Consider the following 15,072-nt stretch of genomic DNA (forward strand, 5'->3'; position numbering starts at 1 on the left):
ATGTCCAAGCAACAGATCGGCGTCGTCGGTATGGCAGTGATGGGGCGCAATCTCGCGCTCAACATCGAAAGCCGTGGTTATACCGTATCCGTTTTCAACCGCTCCCGTGAAAAGACCGAAGAAGTGATTGCCGAGAATCCCGGCAAAAAGCTGGTGCCTTATTACACGGTGAAAGAGTTTGTTGAATCCCTCGAAACGCCTCGTCGTATCCTGTTAATGGTGAAAGCGGGCGCAGGTACTGATGCTGCTATCGATTCGCTGAAACCGTATCTGGAAAAAGGCGATATCATTATTGATGGCGGTAACACCTTCTTCCAGGACACAATCCGTCGCAATCGCGAGCTGTCTGCGGAAGGTTTTAACTTTATCGGTACCGGTGTTTCCGGTGGTGAAGAGGGCGCGCTGAAAGGGCCATCTATCATGCCTGGCGGTCAGAAAGATGCCTATGAACTGGTGGCGCCGATCCTGACGAAGATTGCTGCTGTGGCGGAAGATGGCGAACCGTGCGTGACCTATATCGGCGCCGATGGTGCGGGTCACTACGTCAAGATGGTCCACAATGGTATTGAATATGGCGATATGCAGCTTATCGCTGAAGCTTACTCCCTGCTGAAAGGCGGCCTGAACCTCAGCAATGAAGAGTTGGCGAACACTTTTACTGAGTGGAATAACGGCGAGCTGAGCAGTTATCTGATCGACATCACTAAAGACATCTTCACTAAAAAAGATGAAGACGGTAATTACCTGGTGGATGTCATTCTTGATGAAGCCGCCAACAAAGGGACCGGTAAATGGACCAGCCAGAGCGCGCTGGATCTGGGCGAACCGCTGTCGCTGATTACCGAATCTGTCTTTGCGCGTTACATCTCTTCGTTGAAAGCGCAACGTGTTGCCGCATCTAAAGTGCTCTCCGGGCCGAAAGCGCAACCGGCAGGCGACAAAGCGGAATTTATCGAGAAAGTGCGTCGCGCGCTGTATCTTGGCAAGATCGTCTCCTATGCGCAGGGCTTCTCGCAGCTACGCGCCGCGTCTGATGAATATCACTGGGATCTCAACTACGGCGAGATTGCTAAGATTTTCCGTGCGGGTTGTATCATTCGCGCTCAGTTCCTGCAGAAAATCACCGATGCTTACGCAGAAAACGCTGGTATTGCCAATTTGCTGTTAGCGCCTTACTTCAAGAAAATTGCTGATGAGTACCAGCAGGCGCTGCGTGATGTCGTGGCTTACGCGGTGCAGAACGGCATTCCAGTGCCGACATTCTCTGCGGCAGTTGCCTACTATGACAGCTATCGCGCCGCAGTACTGCCAGCTAACTTAATTCAGGCGCAGCGTGACTACTTTGGTGCGCACACCTATAAACGTACTGATAAAGAAGGTGTTTTCCATACCGAATGGTTGGAATAATTTCTGCAAAAATGTTTAAGCCCGGTTTAATACCGGGCTTTTTTTATCTCTATTCTTATTGATTTATCGCTTTTACTTAATATTAACTTAATAATCTGTGTTTATCGTAATGAAGATAATCTGAATTGTTTTCGTCTGCGTTGCACTTTATATACTCAGGCGTTAAAACTTTAATATCTTATCAGGATGCGAAATACATCATGATTCATAATTAAGTTAATTCTGAGAGCGAATAATGAAAATCACGATATCCGGGACGGGTTATGTTGGCTTGTCTAATGGTTTGCTTATTGCACAACATCATGATGTGGTGGCGTTAGACATTGTTCCTTCCCGTGTTGAACTGTTAAATGATCGGATATCTCCGATTGTTGATAAAGAAATTCAGCAATTTTTAAAGGAAGATAACATCAGATTCAGGGCAACGCTGGATAAGTTTGATGCGTACCAGAATGCAGATTACGTCATCATTGCTACGCCTACGGATTACGATCCCAAAACCAACTATTTTAATACGTCCAGTGTGGAATCGGTCATTCAGGATGTGATCAGCATCAACCCCGCAGCCGTGATGATTATTAAGTCTACGGTGCCGGTTGGCTTCACGGCGGCAATGCGTCAGAAGTTTGCGACAGAAAATATCATTTTCTCTCCGGAGTTTTTACGTGAAGGTAAAGCCCTTTACGATAACCTTTATCCCTCCCGTATCGTGATTGGGGAACAGTCTGAGCGCGCCAGAGAATTTGCCGCATTACTCCAGGAAGGCGCTATTAAACAGGAGATTCCGACGCTGTTTACGGACTCCACTGAAGCGGAAGCCATTAAACTTTTCGCCAATACTTATCTCGCTATGCGAGTCGCTTATTTTAATGAATTAGACAGCTATGCTGAAACGTTAGGATTAAATACCCGACAAATTATTGAAGGGGTGTGCCTCGATCCGCGTATTGGCAATCATTATAATAATCCCTCTTTTGGTTATGGCGGATATTGTTTGCCAAAAGATACCAAACAGTTGCTGGCTAATTATCAGTCGGTGCCTAATAATATTATCTCCGCTATCGTTGAAGCAAACCGTACGCGTAAAGATTTTATTGCCGACGCTATCCTCGCCAGAAAGCCTAAAGTGGTGGGCATTTATCGCCTGATTATGAAGAGTGGCTCCGATAACTTCCGCGCCTCATCGATTCAGGGGATTATGAAGCGCATTAAAGCGAAAGGCGTAGAGGTCATCATCTATGAGCCGGTAATGGAAGAAGATACTTTCTTTAACTCACGTCTTGAACGTGATTTGCACTGCTTTAAACAGCAGGCGGATGTCATTATTTCCAACAGGATGGCGGCAGAGCTTTTGGATGTTGCTGAAAAAGTGTATACCCGCGATCTTTTCGGTAGTGATTAATAAGGCAATCGGGGCTGATGAGTCCCGATGATTTATTGACCAAATGGAAATAATGTCTGATTTTTATCATTAATCCTATGGCATATATTTGCTTTATGACTACACTGTCTCCAGCTTCATCCTTTTTTTAGTTAGGGTATCTATGACAGTGGATAGTAATACGTCTTCCGGGCGTGGGAACGATCCGGAACAGATTGATTTGATTGAGTTATTGCTACAGTTATGGCGTGGGAAGATGACCATTATTGTAGCCGTTGTTATCGCCATTTTGCTGGCCGTAGGCTACCTGATGATAGCCAAAGAAAAATGGACATCCACGGCGATTATTACCCAACCTGATGCCGCGCAGGTTGCCACCTATACCAACGCGCTCAACGTCTTGTATGGCGGGAATGCTCCCAAAATCTCTGAAGTGCAGGCGAATTTTATAAGCCGCTTTAGCTCTGCGTTTTCCGCATTATCGGAAGCGCTGGATAATCAGAAAGAGCGGGAAAAGCTCACCATTGAACAGTCGGTAAAGGGGCAGGCGCTGCCACTCTCGGTTTCTTATGTGAGTACTACCGCTGAAGGGGCGCAGCGTCGGCTGGCGGAATATATCCAACAGGTGGATGAAGAGGTCGCTAAGGAACTGGAAGTTGACCTGAAAGATAACATCACGCTGCAAACCAAAACGTTGCAGGAGTCTCTTGAGACGCAGGAAGTTGTGGCGCAGGAACAAAAAGATCTGCGTATTAAGCAAATCGAAGAAGCGTTGCGTTATGCGGATGAGGCCAAAATCACGCAGCCGCAGATTCAGCAAACCCAGGATGTTACCCAGGACACGATGTTCCTGCTGGGCAGCGATGCGCTGAAATCGATGATACAGAACGAAGCGACGCGTCCACTGGTCTTTTCTCCGGCCTATTACCAGACGAAGCAGACACTGCTGGACATTAAAAATCTGAAAGTGACTGCCGATACGGTGCACGTCTATCGTTATGTGATGAAGCCGACGCTGCCGGTCCGTCGCGATAGCCCGAAAAAAGCCATTACCCTCGTGCTGGCAGTGTTGCTGGGCGGGATGATCGGCGCCGGGATTGTGCTAGGGCGCAATGCGCTACGTAGCTATAAGCCAAAAGCCTTGTAAGCTTCTTTGCCGGATGGTGGGTTGGCTTCGAAAGGTTAAATTTCTCACTAAAAAACCGGGCATTGCCCGGTTTTTTTATGCTTATTGATGACGCTTACGAAGATTGTCGATCACGGTGGTGAGGTTGAGATCCTGATCCTGCAACAGCACCAGCAGGTGGTACATCAAATCAGACGCTTCATTGGTTAATTCAAAACGATCATTGACGGTGGCCGCCAGCGCGGTTTCTACACCTTCTTCGCCAACTTTTTGCGCAATACGTTTAGTACCGCTGGCGTACAGTTTCGCCGTGTAAGAGCTGGCCGGATCGGCGGTTTTGCGCTCTGCCAGTAGCTGCTCCAGTTGATACAGGAATAACCACTGATGGCTGGCGTCGCCAAAGCAACTGCTGGTACCTTTGTGGCAGGTCGGCCCGACAGGGTTTGCCAGCACCAGCAGTGTATCGTTGTCGCAATCTGGCGCAATGCTGACGACATTCAGCACATGGCCTGAGGTTTCGCCTTTGGTCCATAAACGCTGTTTCGTGCGTGAGAAGAACGTGACATGGCCGGATTCAATGGTTTTGTCCAGCGCTTGTGGGTTCATATAGCCCAGCATCAATACTTCGCCGGATACCGCATGTTGCACGATGGCTGGCATCAGGCCATCGGTTTTTTCCCAGTCCAGCTCGCGGCGTTGTTGCTCTGTTAACATATCCTGATCTCCACGCCCTGGCCTGCCAGGTACGCTTTTAATTCGCCAATATTGATGATTTGCTTATGAAAAACGGAGGCGGCAAGCGCGCCGTCGACATCGGCATCACGGAATGCCTCAAGAAAGTGTTCCATCGTGCCCGCGCCGCCGGAGGCGATCAGCGGCACGCGGCAAACGTCACGGACTTTTTTCAACTGCGTCAGATCGTAACCGTTACGCACACCGTCCTGGTTCATCATATTCAGGACGATTTCCCCCGCGCCGCGCTGTTGTACCTCTTGCACCCAATCCAGCGTCTCCCACTGCGTCACGCGGGTACGGTTTTCATCGCCGGTATACTGGTTAACATGATATTTCCCCGTGGCGTCGTCAAACCAGGTATCAATCCCGACGACAATGCACTGTACGCCAAAACGGTCAGCCAGACGGGTAATCAGCGTTGGGTCAGCCAGCGCCGGGGAGTTGATAGAGATCTTATCCGCCCCGAAAGAAAGAATTTTGGCGGCGTCGTCAATTGACCGGATACCGCCCGCTACACAAAACGGAATGTCGATCACCTCGGCAACGCGCGCCACCCAGCTTTTATCGACTACGCGGCCATCGCTGGAGGCGGTAATGTCATAGAACACCAGTTCGTCCGCGCCTTCGTCGGCATAGCGTTTGGCCAGCGGAACGATATCGCCAATGATCTCATGGTTGCGAAACTGTACGCCTTTCACCACCTGACCATCACGAACATCCAGACACGGAATTATACGTTTTGCCAGCATTGGATGGCCTCCTTAACGGTAAATTTCCCTTCTAACAGCGCGCGCCCGACAATCACGCCGCGCACGCCGGTGCCGCGCAGGGCGGCAATATCATCGATATCGCCAATACCGCCGGAGGATTGAAAGGCGATCTGCGGATATCTGGCGCATACTTCTTCGTACAGCGACACGTTAGAGCCCGCCAGCGTGCCGTCGCGAGAAATATCGGTACACAGTACATGTTTCAGGCCGACAGGGAGATAGGTCTCCACCAGTTGTTCCAGCGAGACGCCGGAATTTTCCTGCCAGCCGCTAACCGCCACCTGCTTGGTGCCGTGTTCGTCTATGCGAACGTCCAGCGCCAGCACCAGCGCCTGCGCGCCAAAACGTTCAAACCAGCCTTTCACCACGTCAGGGGATTTCACCGCCGTTGAACCGATGACCACACGGGCAACGCCAGCTTTCAGTAATGCCGCAACGTCTTCTTCGGTACGCACGCCGCCGCCGACCTGAACAGGCACGTTCACGCCCGCGACCAGGGTTTTAATCAGCGGTATCTGTCGCTTCGCCGGATCTTTAGCGCCGGTCAGATCTACCAGATGCAGCACCCCGGCGCCCTGGGCGGCGTAATCCTGCAAACGGGGCAGGGGATCGTTACCGTAATCCCGCTGGCGGGCGTAGTCGCCCTGATGGAGACGCACCACGGTGCCGTCAATTAAATCTAATGCCGGAATAATCATTACATCTCCAGGAAGTTTTTCAGCAACTGAGCGCCCGCCGCGCCAGAACGTTCCGGGTGGAACTGTACGCCGAAGAAATTATCTTTCTGTACCGCCGCGGTGAATGGCTCGCCGTAATTGCACTGGGCGATAGTCCACGGGTTGACCGGCATCGCGTAGCTGTGAACAAAGTAAAAATAGGCGCCATCTTCGATGCCCTGAAACAGTCGGTTGCCCGCCTGCGGATACACACGATTCCAGCCCATGTGCGGCAGCGGCAGACCAAAGTCGGTCATTTTCGGCACGTCTTGTTCGATAATGTTCAGCAGATCCACGCCGCGCGTCTCTTCGCTGCGACGACCCAGCAGTTGCATCCCTAAGCAGATACCCAGTACCGGCTGAGTACACGCTTTAATTAAGTCGATCAGTTCACGTTCGCGCAGTTGATCCATAGCGGCCTGCGCCGTGCCGACGCCGGGTAGAAAGAGTTTGTCAGCGCGTAATACGATTTCCGCTTCGCGGCTGACCACCGGGGTATAACCGTGGCGCGCCACGGCGGATTTTACCGAGCTTAAATTGGCGCAGCCGGTGTCAAGGATGACGACGTTCATCACAGCACTCCTTTCGAGGACGGTAATGTATCGCCCTCCACGCGAATAGCCTGGCGTAGCGTTCGACCAAAGGCTTTAAACAAACTTTCGACACGGTGGTGATCGTTCTTACCCTTAGTCTTGAGATGCAGAGTGACGCCCATCGTGTAAGAGAGTGAGCGGAAAAAGTGTTCAATCATCTCTGTGCTCAAATCGCCCACACGCTGGTAGGTAAATTCAGCTTTATATTCCAGATGCGGACGACCGGAAATATCCAGCGCGCAGCGCGCCAGACATTCATCCATCGGCAGTACAAAGCCAAAACGGCAGATACCGCGCTTGTCGCCGAGTGCCAGTTTTAATGCCTCACCGAGCGCCAGTCCGGTATCTTCTACCGTGTGGTGATCGTCGATATAGAGATCGCCCTTAACGGTAATCTCCATGCGAAAGCCGCCGTGGGTGGCGATTTGATCGAGCATATGGTCAAAGAAGCCGACGCCGGTATTAATCTTGCTGTTGCCTTCGCGATCCAGCCAGACGCTGACATCAATCTGTGTCTCTTTGGTGTTGCGGACCACATGCGCATAGCGATCGCGTTTCGTTAGCTGTTCGCCAATCATCGTCCAGTTCAGCGTTTCACGGTGATAGCGTAAACCAGTAATGCCCATATTATCAGCGAGCTGGATATCGGTCGCACGATCGCCGATCACATAGCTGTTGGCGCTATCCATCGCTTGTTCCGCAAGATAACGCTCCACCAGCTTCACTTTGGGCTTGCGGCACTCGCAATCGTCTGCGGGCAGGTGAGGGCAGATCAGCACCTCATCAAAGCATACGCCCTGAGAAGTGAAAATCTGCATCATCAGATTGTGCGGTCCGTCGAAGTCCGCCTGCGGGAAGCTTTGCGTGCCAAGTCCATCCTGGTTAGTGATCATCACCAGCTTAAAACCGGCTTTTTGCAGCTTCAGCAATACGGGAATCACCTCTGGCTCAAAGGCCAGTTTATCAAAGCGGTCTACCTGAAAATCGCTTGGCGGTTCGGAAATCAAGGTTCCGTCCCGGTCGATGAAAAGATACTTCTGACTCATACTGGCTCCGCACGTAAGGCGTCAATGACGCGCTGGTTTTCCTGGCGGGTGCCGACCGTAATCCGCAGGCAGCCGCTTAAAGAAGGTTGTTTATTCTGATCGCGTAAGATAATGCCCTGATCCCATAAGGATTTAAACACGCTGCTGGAGGCAGTAAATCGCGCCAGAATATAGTTGGTTTCAGAGTCAAAGACGTGTTCTACGCAGGCGGTCTGTTGCAGGGCATTCACCAGATACTGACGTTCCTGCACTGTCTGCGCCACGCGATCGCGCATTGCGTTTATTCCCTGCGGGCTCAGCGCCTGGGCGGCGATATCCGCCACTGGCGTAGAAAGCGGATAAGGGGCGATCACTTTTAACAGCAGGTTGATCACCTCTTCATTAGCCAGAGTAAAGCCGCAGCGCAGACCCGCCAGCGCAAAAGCTTTCGACAATGTGCGCAGGATAACCAGATGAGGATATTCAACCAGCCAGCCTGTCAGCGTGGCCTGTGGGCAAAACTCAATATAAGCTTCGTCGGCGACGACTATCGCTTTACCGCGTGTCAACTCCAGCAGCGTGCGCAGATCCTGCGGGTTGATAAGTTGCCCGGTAGGATTATTGGGGCTACAAACGAACACCACTTTTGCGCCGTCAAGGTTGTCGGAAATCCCCTGTAGATCCAGCTGCCAGTTTTCAAGCGCGGGAACCGTCCGGCGCTCTACGCCAATAGTTTCGGCGCTGACGCTGTACATTCCGTAAGTGGGCGGACAGTAGAGAATGGCGTCTTTCCCCGGTTCGCAGAAGGCGCGGATCACCAGCTCGATCCCTTCATCCGCGCCGCGGCTGACCAGCACCTGCTCCGGCTTTACGCCAGCATATTGCGCGTAGTTTTCAATCACGGCCTTTGGCTGGCATTCCGGGTAGCGGTTAAGCGTTTGTTGGGTGAGCTGAAACTCCACCGCTGTCGGGAATTCATTCGCGTTCAGCCAGACATCGCCGTTACCGCCCAGACGGCGGGCGGACTGATACGGTACCAGGTTGCGGACATTTTCACGGGCTAAGTCAGCGACGCTGAGAGTGTTTTCAGTGCTCATGCTTGCTCCTTGAGGGCGTTTACGCGCAGGGTCACGGCATTTTTATGGGCGGTCAGACGTTCTGCCGCCGCCAATGTTTCAATGGTTGATGCCAGAGTGGAAAAGCCCGCTTTCGACAGTTCCTGAACGGTCATCCGTTTCTGGAAATCCGCTAACCCAAGGCTGGAACAGGTAGCAGTATAGCCATAGGTCGGTAAAACATGGTTGGTTCCGGAAGCGTAATCACCGGCGGATTCCGGCGACCAGTCGCCGAGAAATACCGAGCCTGCGCTGGTAATCGCATCCACCAAATCGCGCGCATTGCGCGTCTGGATAATTAAGTGTTCCGGCCCATACTGATTAGAGATGGCGACGCACTGCGCTAAATCTTTGGTCACAATCAGACGACTGGCGCTCAGGGCCTGCCGGGCGGTGTCCGCGCGCGGCAGTTCCGCCAGTTGACGTTCTACCGCCTCCGCCACCTTGCGGGCAATGTCAGCATCAGGCGTCAGCAGGATCACCTGCGAATCCGGACCGTGTTCTGCCTGGGAGAGTAGGTCAGACGCGACGAAATCCGGTGTTGCGCCGCTGTCGGCGATCACCAGTACTTCAGACGGCCCGGCAGGCATATCGATAGCCGCGCCGTCGAGGCGTTGGCTGACCTGACGCTTGGCTTCGGTTACAAAGGCGTTGCCGGGGCCAAAAATTTTATCCACTTTCGGTACGGACTCGCTGCCGAAGGCCAGAGCGGCAATCGCCTGCGCGCCGCCGACGTTAAAGATTTCCTGCACGCCACACAGTTGCGCCGCATAGAGGATTTCATCAGCGATGGGCGGCGGCGAGCACAGAACTACGTTCTGACATCCCGCAATGCGCGCCGGCGTCGCCAGCATCAGCACCGTTGAGAAGAGCGGAGCCGAGCCGCCGGGAATATACAGACCGACAGACGTGACGGGACGCGTAACCTGCTGGCAACGCACGCCTGGCTGGGTTTCCACATCTACAGGCGGTAGCGTCTGCGCGGAATGGAACGTTTCAATATTTTTGACGGCAGCGGCCATCGCCTGTTTTAATTCGTCGCTCAGACGCGCGCCGGCGGCGGCGATCTCTTCAGGGGTGACGCGTAGCGCTGTCACTTCTGTTTTATCAAATTTAGCGCTGTATTCACGCAGGGCATCGTCACCGCGCGTTTTTACATTATCCAGAATATCGCTGACCGTCCGGGTAATACTGTCAGAGGCGGAAATCGCCGGACGCGTCAGCAGCGCACGCTGCTGTTCAGGGCTACAGCTGTTCCAGTCAATCAGGGTATTGAAGCTCATGGTCTTTACTCCATCACAGGGTTCCGCCTTATCCGGCCTACTGAACCCAAAATATCAACGCATTACGTAGGCCTGATAAGCGCAGCGCCATCAGGCGTCAGATCACTCCATCATCTTCTCGATCGGCAGTACCAGAATCGAGCTGGCGCCAAGCGCTTTCAGTTTCTCCATGGTTTCCCAGAACAGCGTTTCGCTGCTGACCATGTGCATCGCCACGCGCTGTTGCTCGCCCGCCAGCGGCAGAATTGTCGGCCTTTCGGCGCCTGGCAGCAGGGCGATAACCTCTTCCAGGCGTTCACTTGGCGCGTGCATCATGATGTATTTCGATTCGCGCGCCTGAATCACGCCCTGAATACGGGTCAGCAATTTATCGATCAGCTCTTGCTTGCTCTGTGCCATCTCACCGTCGCGCTGAATCAGACAGGCTTTAGAGCGGTAGATAACTTCGACTTCACGCAGGCCGTTAGCTTCAAGCGTCGCGCCGGTAGAGACCAAATCGCAGATAGCGTCGGCCAGCCCCGCGCGCGGCGCGACTTCGACAGAACCATTTAACAGACACGATTTAAAAGAGACGCCTTTCTGGTCGAGGTAGCGTTTGAGGAGGTGCGGATAAGAGGTAGCGATACGTTTACCGTCCAGCGCGGCCGGGCCGTCCCAGGCTTCGTCAACCGGCGTTGCCAGCGATAAACGGCAGCCGCCGAAGTCAAGACGGCGCAGGGTAAAATAGCGCGGATCTTCGCCCTGCGCGCGGCGGTTGAGTAGCTCTTCTTCCAGCACGTTCTCGCCGATAATGCCGAGATCGACCACGCCATCCATCACCAGACCCGGAATGTCATCATCACGCACGCGCAGGATATCAATCGGCATGTTTTCCGCCATCGCAATCAGGCGCTGAGTGTGTAAATTAATTTTTATGCCGCAGCGGGCCAGCAATTCTCGTGAATCATCGCTTAAACGGCCTGATTTCTGAATAGCTATGCGTAAGCGGGTGTTGTCTAACATTCTGCGTTCCTCTTTATCCTGTCTGAACCGGTCTGTATCGCGCGCCAAAAAAAAGCCCCCGGAAGATGATCTTCCGGGGGCTTTCTCATGCGTTCATGCACCACTGGAAGATCTGAATGTCTTCCAGCACACATCGCCTGAAAGACTAGTCAGGATGATGGTGATGATGGTGGTGTTTAAATTGAACGCGTGTCATAAAAATTCCGATGAATGCTTATTCATTTGATACCTTTTAACCTAAACCACTTTTACGCCTTAAAGCAAGCGCTTTTTTCATTTCGCATTTATAGTATGAATTGTCAGTCACGGCGGGCTGGCGTAGCCTTATGTATAAGGCGTTAAAGTCAGGAGAAAATGGATGAAAAAGGTCGCAATTGTCGGTTTAGGTTGGTTAGGCATGCCGCTGGCAATGTCGCTGGCAGCGAGAGGCTGGCAGGTTACCGGCAGCAAAACCACCCTTGACGGGGTGGAAGCGGCCCGTATGAGTGGAATTGAAAGCTATCCGCTGCGTCTGGAGCCGGAGCTGGTCTGTGAGGCGGACGATCTTGACGCTCTGCTGGATGTCGATGCGCTGGTGATAACACTGCCCGCGCGCCGTAGCGGTCCGGGAGAGGATTTTTATCTGCAGGCGATGCAGGAACTGGTCGACAGCGCGCTGGCTTATCGTATCCCGCGTATTATTTTTACCAGTTCGACGTCTGTTTACGGCGATGCGCAAGGCGTGGTGAAAGAGAATACGCCGCGTAATCCGGTCACGGCCAGCGGGCGTACCCTGAAGGAACTGGAAGATTGGCTGCATAATCTGCCGGGCACGTCAGTGGATATTCTGCGGCTGGCGGGGTTGGTCGGGCCTGGACGCCACCCCGGACGTTTCTTTGCTGGAAAAACCGCGCCGGATGGTCAACACGGGGTCAATCTGGTGCATCTTGAAGACGTGGTTGGCGCAATTACCCTCTTGCTACAGGCACCAAAAGGAGGGCACATCTATAATATATGTGCGCCGGCGCATCCAGCCCGCAACGTGTTTTATCCGCAAATGACGCGTTTGCTGGGAATGGCGCCGCCGCATTTTCGTGACGCACCGGACAACGGCAAAGGGAAGATTATCGACGGTAGCCGGATTTGTAATGAGCTGGGATTTGAATATCAATATCCCGATCCGCTGGTGATGCCGATGGAGTGAGTCGCTGTCCAGCAGGTGGTCGCCATATAGCGCAAGGGGACGAGTATGAAACCACTGCTGGACGTTCTGGTTATTCTTGATGCGTTAGAAAAAGAAGGCAGCTTCGCGGCGGCGTCGGCAAAATTATTTAAAACGCCGTCCGCCCTCAGTTATACCGTTCATAAGCTGGAAAACGATCTTAATATCCAACTGCTCGACCGTAGCGGGCATCGCGCGCGATTTACGCGAACCGGTAAGATGCTACTGGAAAAAGGCCGTGAAGTGCTGCACACCGTTCGCGAGCTGGAAAAGCAGGCGATTAAACTGCATGAAGGCTGGGAGAACGAACTGGTCATCGGTGTGGATGATACCTTTCCCTTTTCTCTTCTGGCCCCGCTTATCGACGCTTTTTATCAACGCCACAGCGTGACGCGCCTTAAATTTGTTAATGGCGTTCTCGGCGGTTCATGGGAGACGCTGACGCAGGGAAGGGCGGATATCATCGTTGGCGCCATGCGCGCGCCGCCGCCTGACACCGGCTTTGGCTTTGCAAGACTGGGCGATCTTGAACTGGTGTTTGCTGTCGCCCCGCATCATCCGCTGGTTCATGAAGAGGAACCGCTTAGCCGCCAGACGATCAAACGTTTTCGCGCGATTGTGGTTGGCGATAGCGTCCATTCCTCGCGATCAATAGGGTCTGAACTGCTCGACGCTCAGGAAGCGATTACCGTGTTTGATTTTAAAACCAAGCTGGAGCTGCAAATTAGCGGCCTGGGATGCGGCTATTTACCGCGTTATCTGGCGCAGCGATTTTTGGAAAGCGGCGCGCTTATAGAGAAGAAAGTTGTGGCGCAAATCGTCTATGAACCGGTGTGGGTTGGCTGGAATGAACAGACCGCCGGGCTGGCCAGCGGCTGGTGGCGGGATGAAATTTTAGCAAATAATGCTATTGTTGGGGTGTATGCAAAATCGCCGGTTTAAAAATCAATCGCTTATGAAAAATAATTTTTTGAACGCGCTCGCATTCTCTTGTCATTTCACTTCAATTTAGGGCAGAATACGCCGCTTGCAAAAAATGACACTAACCGACGTTTTAATACGCGTCGGTTATTTTTTTGCTTCAAACACATCATTCAATACCAAGAGGCCGGGCTTCGTACCGGATAGATACTTACTTAAAAATCGACAGTTGTTGTCGCTGAGGAATCCAGAAAATGGGGCAATTTTTTGCTTACGCGACGGCATTCGCCGTAAAGGAGAATGACCATGTCGCATAACGTTACTCCAAACACCTCTCGCGTGGAATTACGTAAAACGCTTACGTTAGTTCCGGTTGTAATGATGGGTCTTGCCTATATGCAGCCGATGACGCTGTTCGATACATTTGGTATCGTTTCAGGCCTCACTGACGGTCACGTACCGACGGCGTATGCATTCGCGTTAATCGCGATTCTGTTTACGGCGTTGAGCTACGGGAAACTGGTGCGTCGCTACCCTTCCGCGGGTTCGGCGTACACCTATGCCCAGAAATCCATCAGCCCGACCGTTGGCTTTATGGTGGGTTGGTCTTCTCTGCTCGATTATCTGTTCGCGCCGATGATCAACATTCTGTTGGCGAAAATTTATTTTGAAGCGCTGGTGCCCTCCATTCCGTCATGGGTGTTTGTCGTGGCGCTGGTGGCCTTTATGACGGCCTTTAACCTGCGCAGCCTCAAATCGGTCGCTAACTTCAACACCGTGATTGTAGTGCTACAGGTGGTGCTGATTGCGGTCATTCTGGGCATGGTGGTTTATGGCGTATTTGAAGGCGAAGGCGCCGGTACGCTGGCGAGCACCCGTCCGTTCTGGTCCGGCGATGCGCACGTTATCCCGATGATTACGGGAGCGACGATCCTGTGCTTCTCCTTTACCGGCTTTGACGGCATCAGTAACCTGTCGGAAGAGACCAAAGATGCTGAACGCGTGATCCCGCGTGCGATTTTCCTGACCGCGCTGATTGGCGGCCTGATCTTCATCTTTGCAACCTATTTCCTGCAATTGTACTTCCCGGATATCTCTCGCTTTAAAGATCCGGATGCGTCTCAGCCGGAAATCATGCTGTACGTGGCGGGTAAAACCTTCCAGGTTGGTGCGCTGATCTTCTCTACTATCACCGTGCTGGCTTCCGGTATGGCGGCGCATGCAGGCGTAGCGCGCCTGATGTACGTAATGGGGCGTGACGGCGTATTCCCGAAAAGCTTCTTCGGTTACGTTCATCCGAAATGGCGTACGCCAGCGATGAACATCATCCTGGTCGGGGCGATCGCGCTGCTGGCGATTAATTTTGACCTGGTGATGGCGACGGCGCTGATTAACTTTGGTGCGCTGGTCGCGTTTACCTTTGTTAACCTGTCGGTGATTTCGCAGTTCTGGATCCGTGAGAAGCGTAATAAAACGTTGAAAGATCACTTCCAGTATCTGTTCCTGCCGATGTGCGGCGCGCTCACGGTTGGTGCGTTGTGGGTTAACCTGGAAGAGAGCTCAATGGTACTGGGCCTGATCTGGGCGGGTATCGGGCTGATTTATCTGGCGTGCGTAACTAAAAGCTTCCGCAACCCGGTTCCACAGTACGAAGACGTCGCGTAATCGCGCGTATTATCGGCAATAGTAAAACCGGAGGCAGTGCCTCCGGTTTTTTGTTTGTCATCCAGCATGTTTACCGGATGGCGGCGTCACTATTTATCCGCTCTGGATTAACAATGCCCGTCAGGCATTGGT

General features: G+C 52.7%; 16 protein-coding genes and 1 other annotated feature. Of the genes, 7 read left to right on the plus strand and 9 right to left on the minus strand.

The genetic code is table 11. The features are described 5' to 3' along the window. The 3 genes from gndA (at position 1) to wzzB (ending at position 3,935) form a co-directional block, all read left to right on the plus strand. Positions 1-1,407, plus strand: a complete 1,407-nt coding sequence (gndA, locus tag ACLJPE_RS00770; protein ID WP_000043533.1) for an NADP-dependent phosphogluconate dehydrogenase — start codon at positions 1-3, stop codon at positions 1,405-1,407. A 235-nt stretch (positions 1,408-1,642) separates the two neighbouring features. Continuing rightward, positions 1,643-2,809, plus strand: a complete 1,167-nt coding sequence (gene ugd / locus ACLJPE_RS00775) for a UDP-glucose 6-dehydrogenase (RefSeq protein ID WP_000704825.1) — start codon at positions 1,643-1,645, stop codon at positions 2,807-2,809. Between the two features lie 142 nt (positions 2,810-2,951). Continuing rightward, positions 2,952-3,935 carry an LPS O-antigen chain length determinant protein WzzB gene (gene wzzB / locus ACLJPE_RS00780; RefSeq protein WP_000215265.1) on the plus strand — a complete coding sequence of 328 codons (984 nt, stop codon included), beginning with the start codon at positions 2,952-2,954 and terminating at the stop codon, positions 3,933-3,935. A gap of 81 nt (positions 3,936-4,016) precedes the next feature. Here the strand turns inward: wzzB and hisIE are convergent, their stop codons facing one another. From hisIE to hisL, 9 genes are all read right to left on the minus strand, one after another. Then, positions 4,017-4,628 carry a bifunctional phosphoribosyl-AMP cyclohydrolase/phosphoribosyl-ATP diphosphatase HisIE gene (gene hisIE / locus ACLJPE_RS00785; RefSeq protein WP_000954846.1) on the minus strand — a complete coding sequence of 204 codons (612 nt, stop codon included), beginning with the start codon at positions 4,626-4,628 and terminating at the stop codon, positions 4,017-4,019. Next, the gene (hisF, locus tag ACLJPE_RS00790) at positions 4,622-5,398 is read right to left on the minus strand and encodes an imidazole glycerol phosphate synthase subunit HisF (protein WP_000880125.1); all 777 of its coding nucleotides are present in this window, start codon (positions 5,396-5,398) and stop codon (positions 4,622-4,624) included. Before hisF ends, hisIE begins: the two co-directional genes overlap by 7 nt. After that, positions 5,380-6,117, minus strand: a complete 738-nt coding sequence (hisA, locus tag ACLJPE_RS00795) for a 1-(5-phosphoribosyl)-5-[(5-phosphoribosylamino)methylideneamino]imidazole-4-carboxamide isomerase (RefSeq protein WP_000586409.1) — start codon at positions 6,115-6,117, stop codon at positions 5,380-5,382. Before hisA ends, hisF begins: the two co-directional genes overlap by 19 nt. Next, the gene (hisH, locus tag ACLJPE_RS00800) at positions 6,117-6,707 is read right to left on the minus strand and encodes an imidazole glycerol phosphate synthase subunit HisH (RefSeq protein ID WP_001103591.1); all 591 of its coding nucleotides are present in this window, start codon (positions 6,705-6,707) and stop codon (positions 6,117-6,119) included. Before hisH ends, hisA begins: the two co-directional genes overlap by 1 nt. Next, positions 6,707-7,774 (minus strand): bifunctional histidinol-phosphatase/imidazoleglycerol-phosphate dehydratase HisB, encoded by a 1,068-nt coding sequence (gene hisB, locus ACLJPE_RS00805; RefSeq protein WP_001629766.1) that lies wholly within the window; start codon positions 7,772-7,774, stop codon positions 6,707-6,709. Before hisB ends, hisH begins: the two co-directional genes overlap by 1 nt. Continuing rightward, on the minus strand, positions 7,771-8,850 hold the full coding sequence (gene hisC, locus ACLJPE_RS00810; protein ID WP_000102710.1) for a histidinol-phosphate transaminase: 1,080 nt from the start codon (positions 8,848-8,850) through the stop codon (positions 7,771-7,773). The genes hisB and hisC overlap by 4 nt, the downstream gene beginning before the upstream one ends. After that, positions 8,847-10,151, minus strand: a complete 1,305-nt coding sequence (gene hisD, locus ACLJPE_RS00815; RefSeq protein ID WP_039513998.1) for a histidinol dehydrogenase — start codon at positions 10,149-10,151, stop codon at positions 8,847-8,849. Before hisD ends, hisC begins: the two co-directional genes overlap by 4 nt. Before the next feature lie 102 nt (positions 10,152-10,253). Beyond that, positions 10,254-11,153: an ATP phosphoribosyltransferase gene (hisG, locus tag ACLJPE_RS00820; protein ID WP_000886599.1), complete on the minus strand. Its 900-nt coding sequence runs from the start codon at positions 11,151-11,153 to the stop codon at positions 10,254-10,256. 46 nt (positions 11,154-11,199) lie between these two features. Then, positions 11,200-11,323, minus strand: a sequence feature (His leader region). After that, the gene (gene hisL, locus ACLJPE_RS00825) at positions 11,299-11,349 is read right to left on the minus strand and encodes a his operon leader peptide (protein ID WP_001364200.1); all 51 of its coding nucleotides are present in this window, start codon (positions 11,347-11,349) and stop codon (positions 11,299-11,301) included. It overlaps the preceding feature by 25 nt. Positions 11,350-11,511: 162 nt before the next feature. Between hisL and ACLJPE_RS00830 the strand changes: the two genes are divergently transcribed. The 4 genes from ACLJPE_RS00830 to plaP all read left to right on the plus strand — a co-directional run bounded on the left by ACLJPE_RS00830 (position 11,512) and on the right by plaP (position 14,940). Beyond that, positions 11,512-12,336 carry an SDR family oxidoreductase gene (locus ACLJPE_RS00830; protein ID WP_000754712.1) on the plus strand — a complete coding sequence of 275 codons (825 nt, stop codon included), beginning with the start codon at positions 11,512-11,514 and terminating at the stop codon, positions 12,334-12,336. Between the two features lie 45 nt (positions 12,337-12,381). Then, a complete protein-coding gene (locus tag ACLJPE_RS00835) occupies positions 12,382-13,296 on the plus strand; it encodes a LysR family transcriptional regulator (protein WP_023233210.1) in 915 nt (304 codons plus the stop codon). 233 nt (positions 13,297-13,529) lie between these two features. After that, positions 13,530-13,592, plus strand: coding sequence for a membrane protein YoeI (gene yoeI, locus ACLJPE_RS00840; protein ID WP_096335044.1), 63 nt, complete (start codon positions 13,530-13,532; stop codon positions 13,590-13,592). Then, complete coding sequence (gene plaP / locus ACLJPE_RS00845) at positions 13,582-14,940, plus strand: putrescine/proton symporter PlaP (protein ID WP_001519005.1); 1,359 nt, start codon at positions 13,582-13,584, stop codon at positions 14,938-14,940. The genes yoeI and plaP overlap by 11 nt, the downstream gene beginning before the upstream one ends. Positions 14,941-15,072: the final 132 nt, after the last annotated feature.

Origin of the sequence: Salmonella sp. SAL04196 (assembly GCF_046550835.1) — a bacterium.
Lineage (GTDB): Bacteria > Pseudomonadota > Gammaproteobacteria > Enterobacterales > Enterobacteriaceae > Salmonella > Salmonella enterica.